A 15847-nucleotide genomic window follows, 5' to 3' on the forward strand; every position below is an offset into this window, starting at 1 on the left:
CCGACATCGGCCTTCCGGCGCCTACTCGTGCGTCGCGACGATGGTGGCGTCGGCCGCGGCGCCGTTGTAGTCGCTGATGACGACGACGTAGCGCCCGGCCGGCAGATCGGACGCCACGATGAGCGGGTCGTAGCTGTCGCCGCCCTGCGTGTCGGCGTCGGAGCCGCGGTCGTCGTTGTCGAGCACGTCGTCGCCGTCGGGTGCGACGAGGGACATCCGCAGGTCCCCGTCGTCGGTCGTGGCGCGCGCGTCGAGGGTGACCGACTCGCCGTCGGCGATCGTCACCCACCCGAACCAGGCCGAGCCCTCCGGCACGGAGAACTGCGCGCTCTGGGTGGGGATCTCCACGGCCTCCGCGACGTGCGTGGCGGAGAGCGTGACGTCGGCGGCGTCCCCGTAGTACTCGGCGACGACCACCGTGTAGTCGCCGGCCGCGTAGTAGCCCGTGAGCAGCGAGTCGTAGGTGGAGTTGAACAGGTTGCGGGCGGCGCTCGGGTGGTCGTCGATGGCAGCGATCTCGGAACCCGAGGAGTCGAGGAGCGCGAGCGTCGTGTCCGCGTCGTCCTGACCCTCGGCCGCGATCACGTACAGGCCGTCCTCCGGGATCGTGAACGTCGCCTCGAACGTCGCGCCGGCCGGGACCGACACCTCCACCGGGCTGTCGAGCGGCAGCTCGCCCGTGGCGTTGCCGCCCCCGGTGGTCGGCGGGTCGGTCGGGTCGGAGGTGGGCTGGACCGTCGGCTGCTGGGTGGGCAGCGTCGTCGGGTCGCCCCCCGCGGTCAGCAGCCGGATGCCGAGCACGGCCAGCACGATCACGACGACGGCGCCGATCGCGATGAGCGCGATGACGAGTCCGCGGTTGCCGCCAGAGCCCCCGGGACCGGGCCCCCCGGGACCGCCGGGCCCTCCGTACGCGGCGGCACCCTGCGGCTGCCCGTAAGCGTCGTACTGCTGGCCGGGTTGCTGCTGGCCGCCGACGCCGTACGCCGTGCCGGCGGTGTCCGCCCAGCCCGGGGCGGGGGCGGCGCCGTAGCCGCCGCTGGGGGCCTGGCCGTAGCCGCCGCTGGGCGCCTGGCCATAGCCGCCGCTGGCGGACTGCCCGTAGCCGCCGCTGGGCGCCTGGCCGTAGCCGCCGCTCGCGGACTGCCCGTAGCCGGGGGCGGCGCCGAAGTCGGTGGTGGGTGCCGTGCCGTAGCCGGCGTCGTAGCCACCGGGTGCCGCCGGGCCGCTCGGCGCACCGGGCGGCTCGTTGCTCGCCGCGTAGTGCTCGGTCCAGGCAGTGCCGTCCCAGTAGCGCAACCGGTCCTGACCGTCGGGGTCGGGGAACCAGCCTGCGGGTGGAGTGCTCACGTCGTCAGTCCTTGCCTCGCGTTCGGCGCGCGTCCCACGCGCCTTGGCATCCTATGGGCTCATGCCCACGGCGGTCCCGAGTGACGGGTGGGCAGAACTCCCCGCTCGCTTCGTCAGAGCGGACCGAGCGAGGCCGGGCGGACCACGATCTCGCCGGCGTCGTCGCTGGCGTCGAGGTCGACCTCGAGCTCGAGGCGCCAGTCGTGGTCGCCGTCGGGGTCGTCGAGGATCTGGGTGAGGCGCCAGGTCCGGGGTCCGGCCGCCTCGTCGAGCAGGACGAGGGCCGCCGACCTCGCCGGACCGGACGTACCGACGTCGTCGTACTCCGACCAGTAGGGCTCGAACGCGCTCGCCCACCGCTGCGCGTCCCAGCCGGAGTCGCCGTCGAGGGCGCCGAGCTCGCCGTACGCCTCGCGGGCGAGGAGCTCCACCCTGCGCATCGCGGCTCCGCGGGCGGCGATGCGCAGCGCGCGCGTGTTGGCGGAGAGCGGAGCGGGCGCCTCGGCGTCGCCGAACCGGCGTTCGGCGCGGTCCACCTCGGCGTCGCTGAGCCCGTCCGCGGCCTCGCTCGCGACCTCGGTGAGGGCCTCCCACTCCGACAGCAGCGAGGAGTCGACCTGCCGCACGACCTCGCCCAGCCACGTGACGACGTCGTCGACCTCCGTGGTCCGGGCCGACGACGGCACCACCTGCCGCAGCGTGCGGTACACCTCGCTGAGGTACCGCAGGACGACGCCCTCGCTGCGCGCGAGCCCGTACCGGGAGACCAGCTCGGAGAACGTCATCCCGGTCTCGACCATCTCGCGCACGACCGACTTCGGCTGGAGCTCCCACTCCGACACCCAGGGGTGGGCCCGGGCGTACGCCGTCATGGCGGCGCCGAGGAGCTCGGCGAGCGGCTGCGGGTACGTGACGTCCTCGAGTGCGGCCATCCGCTCCTCGTAGTCGAGGCCGTCGGCCTTCATCGCGCCGATCGCCTCGCCGCGCGCGGCCCTCTCCTGCGCGACGAGCAGCGGGCGCGGGCCGGGCGTCGTCGCCTCGACCACGGAGACGACGTCGAGCGCGCGGGTGAACTCGTCCTGCTCGGGGTCGAGCAGGTCGAACGCCGCGAGCGCGAACGGGGACAGCGGGGCGTTGAGCGCGAACTCGCTCGGCACGTCGGCGACGAGCCGCAGGCGCGGTCCGCCGTCGTCGGCCGCCTGGCGCGAGGAGACGTGCCGCACGATCCCGGCCGCCTTGAGCGAGCGGTAGATCCCGACGGCGCGGCGCACGTGCGGGTTCGCGGGGCGCTCCGGCTCGTGGTTGTCGGTGAGGAGGCGCGCCATGCGAGCGACGGGGTCACCGGGGCGGGCGAGGACGCCGAGCGCCATCGCGTGCGTCACCCGGAACTGGCTCGTGAGCGGCTCCGGGTCCGCGTCGCGCAGCCGCTCGAACGTCTTGTCGGTCCAGTTGACGACGCCGTCGGGTGCCTTCTTCCGGACGATCTTGCGGCGCTTGCGCTCGTCGTCGCCGGCCTTCGCGAGCGCCTTGGCGTTCTCGATGACGTGCTCGGGTGCCTCGACGACGACGTCGCCCATGGTGTCGTGGCCCGCACGGCCCGCCCGGCCGGCGATCTGGTGAAACTCGCGGGCGCTCAGGTGCCGGCTGCGCTCGCCGTCGAACTTCGTCAGGCCCGTGAACACGACGGTGCGGATCGGCATGTTGACGCCGACGCCCAGCGTGTCGGTGCCGCACACGATCCGGAGGTGGCCGGCCTGCACGAGGCGCTCCACGAGGCGGCGGTAGCGCGGCAGCATGCCGGCGTGGTGGACGCCGATGCCGGCACGCAACAGCCGGGACAGGGTGCGCCCGAAGCCGGTGGCGAACCGTTCGCCGTCGAGGGCGGCGGCGATCGCGTCCCGCTGGGCGCGGCTCGCCACCTGGACCGACGTCAGGGCCTGCGCGCGTTCGAGCGCCGCGGCCTGGGTGAAGTGGACGACATAGGCCGGCGCCCGGTGCGTCCCGAGCAGCTCGACGAGGAGCTCCTGGAGGGGTTCGAGCGAGTAGGTGTACGTGAGCGGTACGGGCCGTTCGGTGTGCGTGACGGTGGCGACGTCCCGGCCGGTGCGTCGCGCGACGTCCGCCGCGATGGCCGTCATGTCGCCGAGCGTCGCCGACATGAGCAGGAACTGGGCGCCGGGCAGATCGAGGAGCGGCACCTGCCAGGCCCAGCCGCGTTGCGGGTCGGCGTAGAAGTGGAACTCGTCGGCCACGACCACGACGTCCGCGTCGTTCTCCGTGCTGGTGGGCGTCGCCGCGAGGTCCCCGCGAAGCGTCTGCGCGGCGAGGATCTCCGCGGTGCAGCAGATGATGGGCGCGGTGGGGTTGATGGCGACGTCGCCGGTGATCATCCCGACCTGGTGGGCGCCGAACGTCGCGGCGAGGTCGAAGAACTTCTCGCTGACGAGCGCCTTGATGGGTGCCGTGTAGTAGGTGCGGGCGCCGCGGGCGAGGGCGACCGCGTGCGCGGCGACGGCGACGAGTGACTTCCCGGAGCCCGTCGGCGTCGCGAGGATCACGTGCTCGCCCGCCGCGAGGGAGAGTGCTGCTTCCTCCTGGTGGGGGTACAGCACGAGGCCCTGAGCGTGCGCGTGCGCCTCGAACGCGGCGTAGGCGTCGTCCGGGGTGGTGCCGGCCGGCAGCGCCAGCGGATGGCGGGCTGCGGTGGCCGGTGCGGTGCCCGACGGCGGCCCCTGAGCTCCCGGCGTCGTCGCGCCGTCCGTCGTCGTCACCTCACGACCGTACCGGCCGGGGATCTCGAGTAGCGCGCCGTCCGTTCGAGCGACTCAGGTGACGGTGCCGCCCGTGGCGGGCGCCTCCGGTAGCGGCGCCTCCCGTGCCGGCGCCTCGCCAGAACGACCTGTGCTCCCTGGAGCCGTTCGTCTTGAGCGTTTCGGCGCCGACCGCACGGGGTGCTCCGCCAGGTCGGCCCCCGCTGTCTGCTCTGCCGGGGCGGACGCCCGTTGTGCCCCGCCGTGCCGCCCAGGCGGCGACCGGGCGCGCCCTCCGACCTCAGGCAGCATCGTCGGCGACCGTCTTGTCGGCGCCAGCGCTGTCGGCGATGCCTGGCTTGGTGAGGGATCGAGTCGCATCGAACGCGTCGAACGTCGTGACCTCCTCGGGATCCGAGGTCGCGATTCCTGTCGGTTCGAAGATCCTGACGTCCGCGGACGGCCGGATCGCGCCGCCGTAGCGGAACTCGCCAAAGAGTTCACGAACCTCGTCCTTGTTCGGGTCCAGAGCACTCCTTCGGTTGCGCTGATAGGTGACGACGTCGGCCAGGAGCACCGCACGGTGCGTCCTGGCGCGGTCGGCCGGAAGGACGCCGTCGTCGATGAGGCGCACGACGGTGGGTCGCGACACCCCGAGGATCCGGGCCACCTCCGCGGTGGTCAGGCGCTGGCTCACCGGGACGACCTGGACGTCTCGCCCCCGGCGCATCGTCTCCACGACCGTGCGCAGGAGCTCGACCATCTCCTCAGGGAGCTCGTGCTCCCTCCCCGAGCCCGTCGCGAGGCGCAGCCGTGGTGCTGCCTCCAACGCGTCCGCCAGCTCGCTGAAGCCACGCGCGTCGGAGAGCGGCATGAGCAGGACGGGAAGGTCGTCGGCGTGTCGGATCGGCATGCGAACGAATGTACGACGACGGTCCGACATCGAGTCGAAACGCACAATACGAACGAGTCCGAGTCGAGGTATGTCTCCCGCGGGGTCCAGAGGCTCGGGGCCGTTCCTCTACGCTCTCGCCATGAACGCGCAGATCGGATCCCTGCAGGACGTTCTCGATGACGCCGTCCTCACCGCGCTCGACCGGCGTCGCGACGTCATGGACGCCACCGACGAGGACACCCCGTACGGCGGCTCGCTCGGCGCGGACCTCGGCTCCGGCACCTACTCGTTCATCGGGCGGGAGCGCCTCGACGCCCGCCTGCACTTCGTCGGTTCGGCAGCGCCGGGACCGAACTCGTGGCTGTGGGGCTGGAACAACGTCAACGGCTTCCCGGACGCCGTCGTCGCACGCGCCGGGCAGCTCCGCGACTTCGGGCAGCGGTTCGGCATCCGCGAGCTCTCCGACGGCGAGACACCCCTGACCGCCGACCCGAAGACGTCCGCCACGGCGTTCGGCGCCGTGGCGTCGCTCATCTGCGGTCTCCCGTTCTGGCTGCTCGACGCCGGTCAGGGCACCGTCGGCGCGCTCCTGCTCGAGTCCCCGGCCTTCGCGGGTGGGCCGTCGTCGATCGTCCGCGCCTCGACAGTGCTCCCGGAGGCCGCGGAGCTCGGGCTGATCTCGGACTGGTCACGCGCCCTGAGGTCGTACGCCACGTACCGCGGCTTCGGTATCGAGGAGGCTCCAGCGTCGATCACGCTGCGGGCCGGGGACGGTCACCTCGTGGGCACGCTCGACGATCAGGGCCGCCTGCGGAGCCTGGACGTGTCCGCCGGTCCGTCCGTGCCGCCGTCGGCCGACTGAGCCGTGAGCGCCGCGACCCCTGTCCCCACCCCCGAGCAGCTCGCCTGGCAGCGCCTCGAGGTCGGCGCCTTCTTCCACGTCGGCGTCAACACGTTCGCCGGCCTGGAGTGGAGCGACGGCACGCTCGCACCGGAGACGTTCGCACCCACAGACCTGGACGCCGGCGGCTGGCTGGACGTCGCCGTCGCGGGCGGAGCTCGCTACGCGATCCTCACCGCGAAGCACCACGACGGCTTCTGCCTCTGGCCGACCGAGACCACTGACTACTCGGTGGCGTCCTCGCCGTGGCGGGGCGGCGACGGCGACCTGGTGCGCGAGTTCGTCGACGCCTGCCGCGAGCGCGGCGTCCTGCCGGGCCTCTACCTCTCGCCGTGGGACAGGCACGACCCGCGCTACCCGGACCCGGCCGCGTACATGGACGTCTACGTCGCCCAGCTCACCGAGCTGTGCACGCGGTACGGGCCGCTCGTCGAGATCTGGTTCGACGGCGCCGGCTCCGAGGGCTACACGTACGACTGGTCGCGCATCATGGGCGTCGTCCGCGAGCACCAGCCGCAGGCGATGGTCTTCAACATGGGCACGCCGACGATCCGGTGGGTCGGCAACGAGGACGGGCTCGCGGCGGATCCGGTGGAGTACGTCGTCGCCGACACCCGCACCTCGAACTACACGGCGGACACCGTCGGCCTGGCGCGCGCCGCGTACCTGCCGCCCGAGTGCGACGTCTCCGTGCGCCGCGGCTGGTTCTGGAGCGCCGACGACGAGCCCAAGACCCTCGAGCACCTCCTGGGCATCTACTACCGGTCCGTCGGCCTCGGCGCGAACCTGCTGCTCAACGTGCCGCCGGACGCGCGCGGCCGGATCGACCCGGCGGACGACGCCGTCGTCCGGGCGTTCGGCGCCGAGGTTCGGCGAAGGTTCTCCACCCCGGTCGATCTGGAGAGCTCCACATCGGTCGACCACCTGCGCCTGCATGAGGACCTGACGCACGGCCAGCGGGTGGCGACGCACGAGATCGAGGCACGCGGCGCCGTCGTCGCCCGCGGCCTGACGGTGGGAGCCGGGCGGCTCCACGTGCTCGCGGAGCCCGTGCCCGCGCGCGAGCTGCGGATCCGCGTCACGGGACAGGGAGCGGCGCTCGCGGGCGTGGAGGCGTTCGCGACGGGGCATACGAGCGCTCCGGACGTTCCCGCTGACTACCGCGCACCCACGGAGCGCCCCGACGCCGTCGTCTGACGGGACGTCAGCCTCGCTCGAGGAGCGTCAGCACCTCGTAGTGCGCGGTCTGCGGGAACATGTCGAGCACGCGGGCGCGCACGGGGCGAAGTGACGGCATGACCGCCAGGTCACGCGCGAGCGAGGCGGAGCTGCAGCTCGAGTACACGACGTGGCGCACGCCTGAGCGCTCCAGCCACGCGGCGAGGTCGGGGCCGATGCCGCGCCGCGGCGGGTTGACGATCACGACGTCCGGGACGCCGTCGTCGTCGGCGGCGAACGCCGTGGCGTCGCCGACGGCGAAACGCGCGTTCGCCAGGCCGGCGTCGGCGGCGCTGTGGGTGGCGCTCGCGATCGCCTCGGCGCTGGTCTCGACGCCGAGCACGCGCCGCTCGGTGTCCCGCGCCGCCGCGTGCAGGGCGAAGGGGCCGACGCCGCAGTAGAGGTCGACGACGCTCGACGGCGCGAGCTCGTCGATCCAGTCCGTCGCCTCGCGGTAGAGCGCCGCGGCGACGGCGGTGTTGGTCTGGAAGAAGCTCTGCGGGCGCAGGTGGAGGTCGAGGCCGTTCACCGCCATGCGGAGAGTCTGCGCCGGCGTCAGCGGGATCTCCGTCGGACCCTCCAGGACGGCGCTGTGCTCCGGCTGGACGTTGACGGAGGCGACGGCGAGCCGTGGCAGGGCCTCCTGCAGCGCCGGCAGGTGCTTGCGGATCCGCGCGAGCGCCTCGGTGGAGCGCAGCACGAACCGGACCATGACCTCGCCGTCGGGCGACGCCGTCACGAGCAGGTACTTCAGCTCTCCGCGCCGCGTGCGCAGGTCGTACGGCGCGAGGTTCGCGCGCGCGACGAACTCGGCCAACGGGCTCAGAGCGGCGGTCACCGGCGGCTCGTGCAGCCCGCACCAGCGGAGGTCGACGCCCTCGCCGTCCGGGCCGAGGATGCCGATCACCGGGTCCACTGCCGAGCCGGTCACGACCATCTTCGCCTTGTTCCGGAACTGCTCCTCGGCGCTCGGATGCGGTGGGAGCCACGCGACGCCGTCGTGACCCGTGAGCGCGGCGCGGGCGTGCGCCTGCTTCCCGGCGAGCTGGTCGGCGTACGGCCGCTCGATGAGGGTGCAGGAGCGGCACAGGGCCGCGTCGTAGTAGGAGCACTGCACGGTTCGAGGGTACGGCGGCACCGCGTCACGCAAGAATGGGCGCCATGGCGCAGCCCGGAACGTTCGAGCCGGAGTCGGAGCGCGTCACGCGCGTGCTGCGTGACGAGATCCTCGACGGCGTCCGCGCGCCCGGGAGCAAGCTCGTCGAGCGCGACCTCGCGGCCGATCTCGGCGTCAGCCGCGTGCCGGTGCGCGACGCCCTCCGGGCGCTGGTCGCCGAGGGGCTCGTGACGCCGCGGCCGCGCACCTGGGCGGTGGTGCGGGAGTTCACGGCGTCCGACGTCGCCGACCTCACCGAGGTGCGGTCCGCGTTCGAGGTGCTGACGTTCCGCCTCGCGGCGCAGCGTCGCACGGCTGACGGGCTCAGCCGCCTGCGAGCGGTGCTCGACGCGGAGCTCGGCGCTGCTCGCACGGGGGACGCCGTCGCCGCCCACCGTGCCGCTGCCGACTTCCACGAGGCGGTGACGGCGCTCGCGGCCAACGAGCTGCTCGGCGAGCTCGAGCGCACGCTGCGCAGCCGGATGCGCTGGCTGCTCGGTCAGCACGACGACCTCATCGGTGTCGCGCGTGAGCACGAGGAGCTGTTCGGCGCGATCGAGGGCGGCGACGTCGCACGGGTGGAGGAGCTCGTCGTCGCGCACCTGGAGTCGGGCCGGGCGGCGGCCGCGGGGCGGGTCGGGGCGGTGCCCGGGGACTGACCGGGGACTGACCGGGACTAGGTGGTGACGCCGGCGAGGCGCGCGTGGAGCGCGCGGATCTCGTCGCTGAGGCTCGCCTCCGGGCCGGCGACCGGCACACCGGGCGCGACGGCCTGGATCGGGAGGGCCGCGACCGGCCCCGGGGCGAGGCCCCACTCGCGGCGCCACGCCGTCAGCTGCTCGGAGCTCGCCGCGTACACGATGCGGCCGAGCCCGACCCAGGCGTGCGCGGCGCTGCACATCGGGCAGTGCTCGCCGGAGGTGTAGACGACGGCGGCCGCGCGTTCCTCCGGTGACAGGTGAGCGGCGGCCCAGCGGGCGATCTCGAGCTCGGGGTGGCGGGTCTGGTCGCCGCCCTTGACCCGGTTGCGGTCCTCGAACCGCACGGCGCCCGTGGCGTCGACGAGGAGGGAGCCGAACGGCTCGTCGCCGTCGTCGAGCGCCTCCCTCGCGAGGTCGACGCACCGCCGGAGGTGGGCGCGGTCGGTGTCCGTGAGCTGCGCCGTCATGTGCGCTCCTCAACCTCGGTCCAGAATGGTATACCGTTTGGCTCATGGTATCGCTCACGCTCACGAATGTCCGCCCGTGGGGCGGCGACGCCGTCGACCTCGTCCTCGACGGCGACCGCATCGCCTCCGTGGTCCCGGCCGGGTCGGCGACGCCCGGCGGCGACGCGCTCGACGGCGGAGGGCGCCTCGCGCTGCCCGGGTTCGTCAACGCGCACGCGCACGTCGACAAGAGCTGGTGGGGCCAGCCGTGGGTCTCCTACGGTGGCGAGGCGACGACGCAGGGTCGGATCGCGCACGAGCGCGCCGAGCGGGAGAAGTACGGGATCCCGAGCGCGGCGTCGACGACAGCGGTGCTGCGCGAGTACCTCCGGCACGGGACGACGGCGGTGCGCAGCCACGTGGACGTCGACCTCGGCGTGGGCCTGCGGGGGATCGAGGCGGTGCGCGACGCCGTCGACGCGCTCGGCGGTGCCGTCGAGGTGGAGATCGTGGCGTTCCCGCAGGACGGCGTCATGCGTCGCCCGGGTGTGCTGCAGCTGCTCGACGACGCGGCCGCGGCCGGCGCGACGAGCATCGGCGGGATCGACCCGTCGGCGATCGACCGTGACCCGGTGGCGCAGCTCGACGGCCTGTTCGAGATCGCACAGCGGCGCGGCGTCGGGCTGGACATCCACCTGCACTCGGGCGGCGAGCTCGGCGCGTTCGAGTACGAGCTCATCATCGACCGCACGCTCGCGGCCGGGCTGCAGGGGCGCGTGAACGTCTCGCACGGGTTCGCGCTCGGGGAGCTGGCCGGCGCGCGGCAGGCGGAGCTGCTCGCGCGGCTGGCCGAGGCGGGGATCGGGTGGTCGACGGTGGCTCCGGTGCGGACGGCGCCGCTGCCGTGGCGCGAGATGCGCGACCTCGGCATCCCGATCGGACTGGGGACCGACGGCATCCGCGACCTGTGGTCGCCGTACGGAGACGGCGACATCCTGCGCATCGCGCTCGGCTTCGCCCGGCTGCACGGCCTGCGCTACGACGAGGACCTCACGTACGCCGTCGAGCTGGCGACGACGCGCGCGGCCTCCTACGTGCACCGCTCCGTCCACGATCTCGTGCCCGGCGCGCGGGCCGACGTCGTCCTCCTCGACGCCGAGAACGTGCCGGACGCGCTGATGCGGGCGCCGCGACGCGAGGTCGTCGTGGCGGGCGGGCGCGTCGTCGTCGACGGCGGGGAGTTGCTCGTCTGAGGTCTCGCCCGGGTTCCGGGTTGACGGCGAAGCCGTTCGCATGACAACCTCCCGGGTCATATAGCGACCCGGGAGGTTCGGTGACGCCTGAGTCATCAGATGCGCAGCAGGTACTCGATCTGCGAATGGAACTCGGCGAGAGTCCACGCTGGTTCAGGCGCGACGGGCGTCTTCACTGGGTCGACATCGAGCACCGTACGCGCTTCTCCTGGGACACCAGGTCCCCCGAGCCGACGGTCGTCGGCTACCCGCAACGGGTCACCGCGGTCGCGCCTGCGGGCGGGGACGGCATCGTCATGGTGCGGGGCGCGGATGTGGTCCTCGAGACACCGCGAGGAACGCGCGTACTCGTGAGCCTGGACGACGTCGACCCCAGTTCGTCCCGCCCGAACGATGCGCGTGCCGACCACGCCGGTCGGCTCTGGGTCGGCTCGCTGGAGTTCGCCCCGTCGGGCACAGGGGCAGCGCTCTACCGCGTCGACCGGAGCGGCGTCACGAGGTGTCGCGACGGCCTGTCGCTGTCGAACGGCATCGCCTTCAGCCCGGACGGCGCCTGGATGTACCACGCGGACACCCTGAACCGGGTCGTCACGCGGTCGGCGCTCGCACCCGACGGCACGCTCCGCGACGCCGAGAGCTTCGCGCAGTGGGACGACGCCTACCCGGACGGCCTCGTCGCCGACGCGGCGGGCGGTGTCTGGGTGGCCCTGTGGGGCGGCGGTCGCCTGGAGCGCCTCGACTGCTCCGGCGTCCTCACTGACGTCGTCTCGACCCCGGGTGCCCACCAGGTGACGGCGGCAGCGCTGGGAGGCAGCGATCTGCGCTCGCTGTACATCACGACAGCACTCGAGGGTGGCGGGGGCGGACCGCGGGGCGGCTCCCTCTTCCGGGCGGATGTGTCGGTCCCCGGCCTTCCCGAGCCCGAGGCGTCGTGGTGGGCCGACGAGCCCGAGCCGCTCGGGGCGTCGGACGGGAGGGGCGGCGCCGATGTCCGGTCATGACTCCGCGCGCGAGCGTGTCGCGGTGGTGACGGGCGGCGCCCGCGGCATAGGACTGGAGATCGCGCGGCGTCTCCTGGACGACGGTCATCGCGTGGCGGTGCTCGACGTGCTCGACGACGTCGAGGCGGTGGCCGCACGGCTCGACGCGGAACGCTGCCGGGGGATCGTCGCCGACGTGTCCGACCCGGCGGCCGTGGCCCGTGCGTTCGACGACGTCGACTCGCTCTGGGGGCGCGTCGACATCCTCGTGAACAACGCTGCCCTGACCGCCGTTCACCGGCCGTGGCGCGCGGTCGAGCCGGCGGACTGGGACCGTGTGATGGCGGTCAACCTTCGATCCGCGTTCCTGTGCTCACGCGCGGCTGTGGCGTCGATGGAGGCGCGAGCCTGGGGGCGGATCGTCAACATCAGCTCGGTCACGTTCCACTCCGGCCAGCGGCACCTCGTCGACTACGTCGCGTCCAAGGGCGGTCTCGTGGGCTTCACGCGTGCACTGGCGCGCGAGGTCGGCGCGAGCTTCGTCACTGTCAACGCTCTGGCTCCGGGATCGATCCGGACGGAGGCCGACGTCGTCAACTTCCCCGACCAGGACGCGATCGACGCCCAGCAGGCAGCGGTTCAGGCCATCCCGCGTCGCGGAGTGCCGGCTGACGTCGCGGCGGCCGCGTCGTTCTTGTGCGGAGACGACGCGTCGTTCATCACTGGCCAGCTCCTCACCGTCGACGGCGGATGGTTCATGCGCTAGGTCACGACCCAGGGTTGTCGGGTCCCAGGTCGAACCACTTTTCACGATGCGACCTCTTGTCGCCTCCGCGCCTGAAGTAGCCCTGTATCTCTGAGATCATCTTGACGATTCGAGTTGGATCGTGAAGTATCAGTGCACAATGCGAGTCGTACCGTTGAAGGTGCGGCCAGGGAATCGAGGAGAGACATGGCAGCACGAACCAGGCGCCGCTCCGGCCGCGCCGTCGCCGTCGGCGTGGCCGGCGCCGTCACGCTCGTCCTGGCCGCCTGCTCGGGGGGCGGCTCAGGAGGTGCCGACGACGGCACGGAAGCCCTCGCCGATGCATCGGGCGAGATCACTGTCTGGTCCTGGTCGACGAACGCGTCGGACATCGCGGACCTCTTCATGGAGGAGCACCCCGACATCAGTGTCGACCTCATCAATCCGGGCGACGGCACGACCACCATGGAGCAGCTGCAGACGGCGTTCCAGGCCGGGAGCGGAGCGCCCGACGTCGTGATGGTCGAGCACAGCATGGTGTCGCAGTTCGCGATGTCGGGAGACATCATCCCGCTCACGCCGTACGGGATCGACGACATCTCCGGCGACTTCGCCGACAGCATCATGAACCAGCTCACCGTCAATGGCGAGATCTACGGCACCCCGATCGACGCGTCTCCGATGGCGCTCTTCTACCGCAGCGACATCTTCGCGGAGGCCGGCATCGAACCGCCCGAGACATGGGCCGAGTTCGAGGAGGCTGCCAGGACCCTGCAGGCGGCGAAGCCGGGCACGTTCATCGCGAACAACGCCATCTCCGACGGATCCGCCCCCCGGATGTTCTGGCAGGTGGGGGCCTCCCCGATCACCGTCGACGGCGAGTCGATCGCGATCGACTACGACCAGCCGGAGCTCGCCGAGATCCTCGACTACTGGGGTGATCTCGCGGAGGAGGGTCTGACGGCCGACCTCGCGCCCTACTCGGCCGAGTGGAACGCCGCCTTCGCCGACGGCACCATGGCCGGCTGGGTCGGACCGTCCTGGGCGCCGGTGATGCTCGGCGCGGCCGCCGAGGGCTCCGCCGGGAGCTGGGCCGTCTCCCAGCTCCCCACCTGGGAGGCGGGGGAGCGGGCCTCGGCGGAGTGGGGTGGCAGCTCGTACACCGTGACGGCGCAGTCGGACAACCCTGAGGCCGCCGCGCTGTATGCCACCTGGGTCAACCACGAGCCCGCTGCGTACGAGCTGCTCTACGAGCTCACGGGGTCCTTCCCGACGCTGAAGTCGTACATCGACGACGAGGAGTTCCTCTCGCAGCCGTTCGAGTTCTTCGGCGGTCAGCCCGTCAACCAGGTCCTCGCCGAGGAGATGCTCGCCATCCCGAGCACCTGGGAGTGGCCGCCGTTCGTGTCGACGGTGAACACGGTGTCGTCGGAAGAGCTGCGCGCGTTTCTGGACGACGGTCAGTCGTCGGCCGACACGCTCGCCAACATCCAGACGGAGCTCGTGACCTACGCCGAAGACCAGGGCTTCACCGTCACCGACTGACTCCGGGGCCGGCGGGTCGGGCGGCACGTCCTGCCCGACTCGCCGAACCTCGCAGACCTGAACGAGAGGAACGCGTCGTGACCACGTCCCTGTCCCGGTCGTCGCCGACCCTTCGCTCGCCCGCCGACATCAACGAGCCTTCGCGCAAGGGCCGCCGCCGGCGCGGGTGGTGGCTGCCCTACGCGCTCGTCGCACCGTTCTTCCTCGCGTTCTTGGTCTTCACCGTGGGCCCGCTACTGCTCGCCGCCTACAACTCTCTCTTCGAGGAGCGGCTCATCGGGGGCACCGCGTTCGTCGGGCTCGCCAATTACGCCGACGTCCTCCAGGACCCGAAGTTCTGGGACGGACTGGGCCGGATCGTGTACTACGGGCTCGTCTTCATCCCGCTGACGATCGGCTTCGCGATCTTCCTCGCGCTCGTCATCGACTCGGGGGTGCTGCGCCGCACAGCCGTGTACCGCACGCTGTACTTCGTCCCGTATGTGGTCCCCAGCGTGGTAGCCACCCTCATGTGGGGCTTCCTGTACGGGCCGACGATCAGCCCCTTCACCCAGATGGCAGCCTGGTTCGGCAGGCACCTAAACCTGCTCGACAACGACGTCGTCCTGTACTCGATCGGCAACATCGGGATCTGGGCGTTCACCGGCTACAACATCATGATCCTGCACGCCGCGCTGCGCTCGATCCCGGGCGAGGTCTACGAGGCGGCTGTGCTGGACGGCGCGGGCCGGTGGCGCACGGGCTGGTCGATCAAGCTGCCGATGGTGAAGCCGGTCATCACGATGATCGTGATCTTCTCGATCATCGGGACCCTGCAGCTTCTCACCGAGCCGCTCGTGCTGTCGGCGCTGGCGCCGCGCGCGATCAGCGCGTACTACACGCCAAACATGTACGCCTACGCGCTCGTCTCCACCGGCCAGCAGCTGAGCTACGTGTCAGCGCTCTCGTTCGTGCTGGGCGCGATCGTCGTGGCCTTCTCGCTCGCCTATGTGCGGTTCATCAACCGCGGGACGGAGGACTGACGTGAGGTCCACCCGGACTCCGCTGGGGACTGTGCTCGCCGTCCTCCCGCTCGCCGTCTTCGGCATCTACGTGCTCCTGCCGGTGTACTGGCTCCTGGTCAACGCCACCAAGTCCACGCCTGACTTGTTCTCCACGTTCGGGTTCTGGTTCTCCGACGACCCGCAGTTCTGGCAGAACGTGCGTGACGTCTTCTCGCAGGACGACGGGATCTTCGCCCGGTGGATGGTCAACACCGTCTGGTACGCCGCGGCGTCGGCGTTCTTGTCGACGCTGCTCGCCCTCATGGCCGGGTACGCCTTCGCCAAGTGGCGGTTTGTCGGCCGGGACGCCCTGTTCTGGGTCGTGCTGGCGGCCATCATGATTCCTGGCGCAGCACTCGCGGTACCCACATACCAGCTGGTGTCGGAGCTTGGGCTGATCAACACGTCGTGGGCAGTGATCCTGCCGTCGATCGTGAGTCCGTTCGCGCTGTACATGCTGCGTGTCTACATCGACGGCGCCGTCCCGGACGAGCTCATCGACGCCGGACGGATGGACGGCGCCGGAGAGATGCGCATCCTGCGCAGCGTGGTGCTGCGCATCGTGACGCCGGGGGTAGCCACGGTGGCGCTGGTCGCGTTCGTCGGCTCGTGGAACAACTATCTCCTTCCCCTGCTCGTGCTCTCCGATCCCGAGCTGTACCCGGTCACGCTCGGACTGACGAGCTGGAACCGCCAGTCGCTCTTCCCGAGCATCGGCTCCGAGGTCCTCTACAACGCCGTCGTCACCGGCTCATTGCTCTCGATACTTCCGCTCACGATCGCCTTCGTGTTCATGCAGCGCTACGTGCGCAGCGGACTCACGCTCGGCGCCGTCAAGTAACCCCAGGAGAAGGGCCCTCGCCC

Annotated in this window: 14 protein-coding genes; 9 read left to right on the forward strand and 5 right to left on the reverse strand. The window is 71.8% G+C overall.

Annotation, left to right across the window (positions count from 1 at the left end; genetic code table 11):
- Window positions 1-21 precede the first annotated feature (21 nt).
- The 3 genes from BCAV_RS23375 to BCAV_RS21560 all read right to left on the reverse strand — a co-directional run bounded on the left by BCAV_RS23375 (window position 22) and on the right by BCAV_RS21560 (window position 5013).
- A complete protein-coding gene (locus tag BCAV_RS23375; RefSeq protein WP_015881941.1) occupies window positions 22-1350 on the reverse strand; it encodes a DUF2510 domain-containing protein in 1329 nt (442 codons plus the stop codon).
- 113 nt (window positions 1351-1463) lie between these two features.
- Window positions 1464-4121 (reverse strand): DEAD/DEAH box helicase, encoded by a 2658-nt coding sequence (locus BCAV_RS07270; protein WP_015881942.1) that lies wholly within the window; start codon window positions 4119-4121, stop codon window positions 1464-1466.
- 280 nt (window positions 4122-4401) lie between these two features.
- Window positions 4402-5013, reverse strand: a complete 612-nt coding sequence (locus BCAV_RS21560) for a helix-turn-helix domain-containing protein (RefSeq protein WP_015881943.1) — start codon at window positions 5011-5013, stop codon at window positions 4402-4404.
- Window positions 5014-5134: 121 nt separating this feature from the next.
- Between BCAV_RS21560 and BCAV_RS07280 the strand changes: the two genes are divergently transcribed.
- Window positions 5135-5857 (forward strand): DUF6882 domain-containing protein, encoded by a 723-nt coding sequence (locus tag BCAV_RS07280; protein ID WP_043346767.1) that lies wholly within the window; start codon window positions 5135-5137, stop codon window positions 5855-5857.
- Window positions 5858-5860: 3 nt separating this feature from the next.
- Window positions 5861-7093, forward strand: a complete 1233-nt coding sequence (locus tag BCAV_RS07285) for an alpha-L-fucosidase (protein WP_015881945.1) — start codon at window positions 5861-5863, stop codon at window positions 7091-7093.
- A 7-nt stretch (window positions 7094-7100) separates the two neighbouring features.
- Here the strand turns inward: BCAV_RS07285 and rlmC are convergent, their stop codons facing one another.
- A complete protein-coding gene (rlmC, locus tag BCAV_RS07290; RefSeq protein WP_015881946.1) occupies window positions 7101-8231 on the reverse strand; it encodes a 23S rRNA (uracil(747)-C(5))-methyltransferase RlmC in 1131 nt (376 codons plus the stop codon).
- Window positions 8232-8275: 44 nt separating this feature from the next.
- Here rlmC and BCAV_RS07295 point away from each other — a divergent pair, with 44 nt between their 5' ends.
- The gene (locus BCAV_RS07295; protein ID WP_043348967.1) at window positions 8276-8929 is read left to right on the forward strand and encodes a GntR family transcriptional regulator; all 654 of its coding nucleotides are present in this window, start codon (window positions 8276-8278) and stop codon (window positions 8927-8929) included.
- A 17-nt stretch (window positions 8930-8946) separates the two neighbouring features.
- Here BCAV_RS07295 and BCAV_RS07300 read toward each other — a convergent pair whose 3' ends face one another.
- Window positions 8947-9438, reverse strand: a complete 492-nt coding sequence (locus BCAV_RS07300; protein WP_015881948.1) for a nucleoside deaminase — start codon at window positions 9436-9438, stop codon at window positions 8947-8949.
- A 44-nt stretch (window positions 9439-9482) separates the two neighbouring features.
- Here BCAV_RS07300 and BCAV_RS07305 point away from each other — a divergent pair, with 44 nt between their 5' ends.
- The 6 genes from BCAV_RS07305 (at window position 9483) to BCAV_RS07330 (ending at window position 15824) form a co-directional block, all read left to right on the forward strand.
- Window positions 9483-10670, forward strand: coding sequence for an amidohydrolase (locus BCAV_RS07305; RefSeq protein ID WP_015881949.1), 1188 nt, complete (start codon window positions 9483-9485; stop codon window positions 10668-10670).
- Between the two features lie 125 nt (window positions 10671-10795).
- Window positions 10796-11671, forward strand: coding sequence for an SMP-30/gluconolactonase/LRE family protein (locus BCAV_RS07310; protein WP_015881950.1), 876 nt, complete (start codon window positions 10796-10798; stop codon window positions 11669-11671).
- The gene (locus BCAV_RS07315) at window positions 11658-12416 is read left to right on the forward strand and encodes an SDR family NAD(P)-dependent oxidoreductase (RefSeq protein WP_015881951.1); all 759 of its coding nucleotides are present in this window, start codon (window positions 11658-11660) and stop codon (window positions 12414-12416) included. The genes BCAV_RS07310 and BCAV_RS07315 overlap by 14 nt, the downstream gene beginning before the upstream one ends.
- A 186-nt stretch (window positions 12417-12602) precedes the next feature.
- Window positions 12603-13940 (forward strand): ABC transporter substrate-binding protein, encoded by a 1338-nt coding sequence (locus BCAV_RS07320; RefSeq protein WP_015881952.1) that lies wholly within the window; start codon window positions 12603-12605, stop codon window positions 13938-13940.
- 77 nt (window positions 13941-14017) lie between these two features.
- Complete coding sequence (locus BCAV_RS07325; RefSeq protein ID WP_015881953.1) at window positions 14018-14962, forward strand: carbohydrate ABC transporter permease; 945 nt, start codon at window positions 14018-14020, stop codon at window positions 14960-14962.
- A 1-nt stretch (window position 14963) separates the two neighbouring features.
- Window positions 14964-15824, forward strand: coding sequence for a carbohydrate ABC transporter permease (locus BCAV_RS07330; protein WP_015881954.1), 861 nt, complete (start codon window positions 14964-14966; stop codon window positions 15822-15824).
- The last annotated feature ends 23 nt before the right edge of the window (window positions 15825-15847 follow it).

The organism is Beutenbergia cavernae DSM 12333 (assembly GCF_000023105.1).
Classification (GTDB): Bacteria; Actinomycetota; Actinomycetes; order Actinomycetales; family Beutenbergiaceae; genus Beutenbergia; species Beutenbergia cavernae.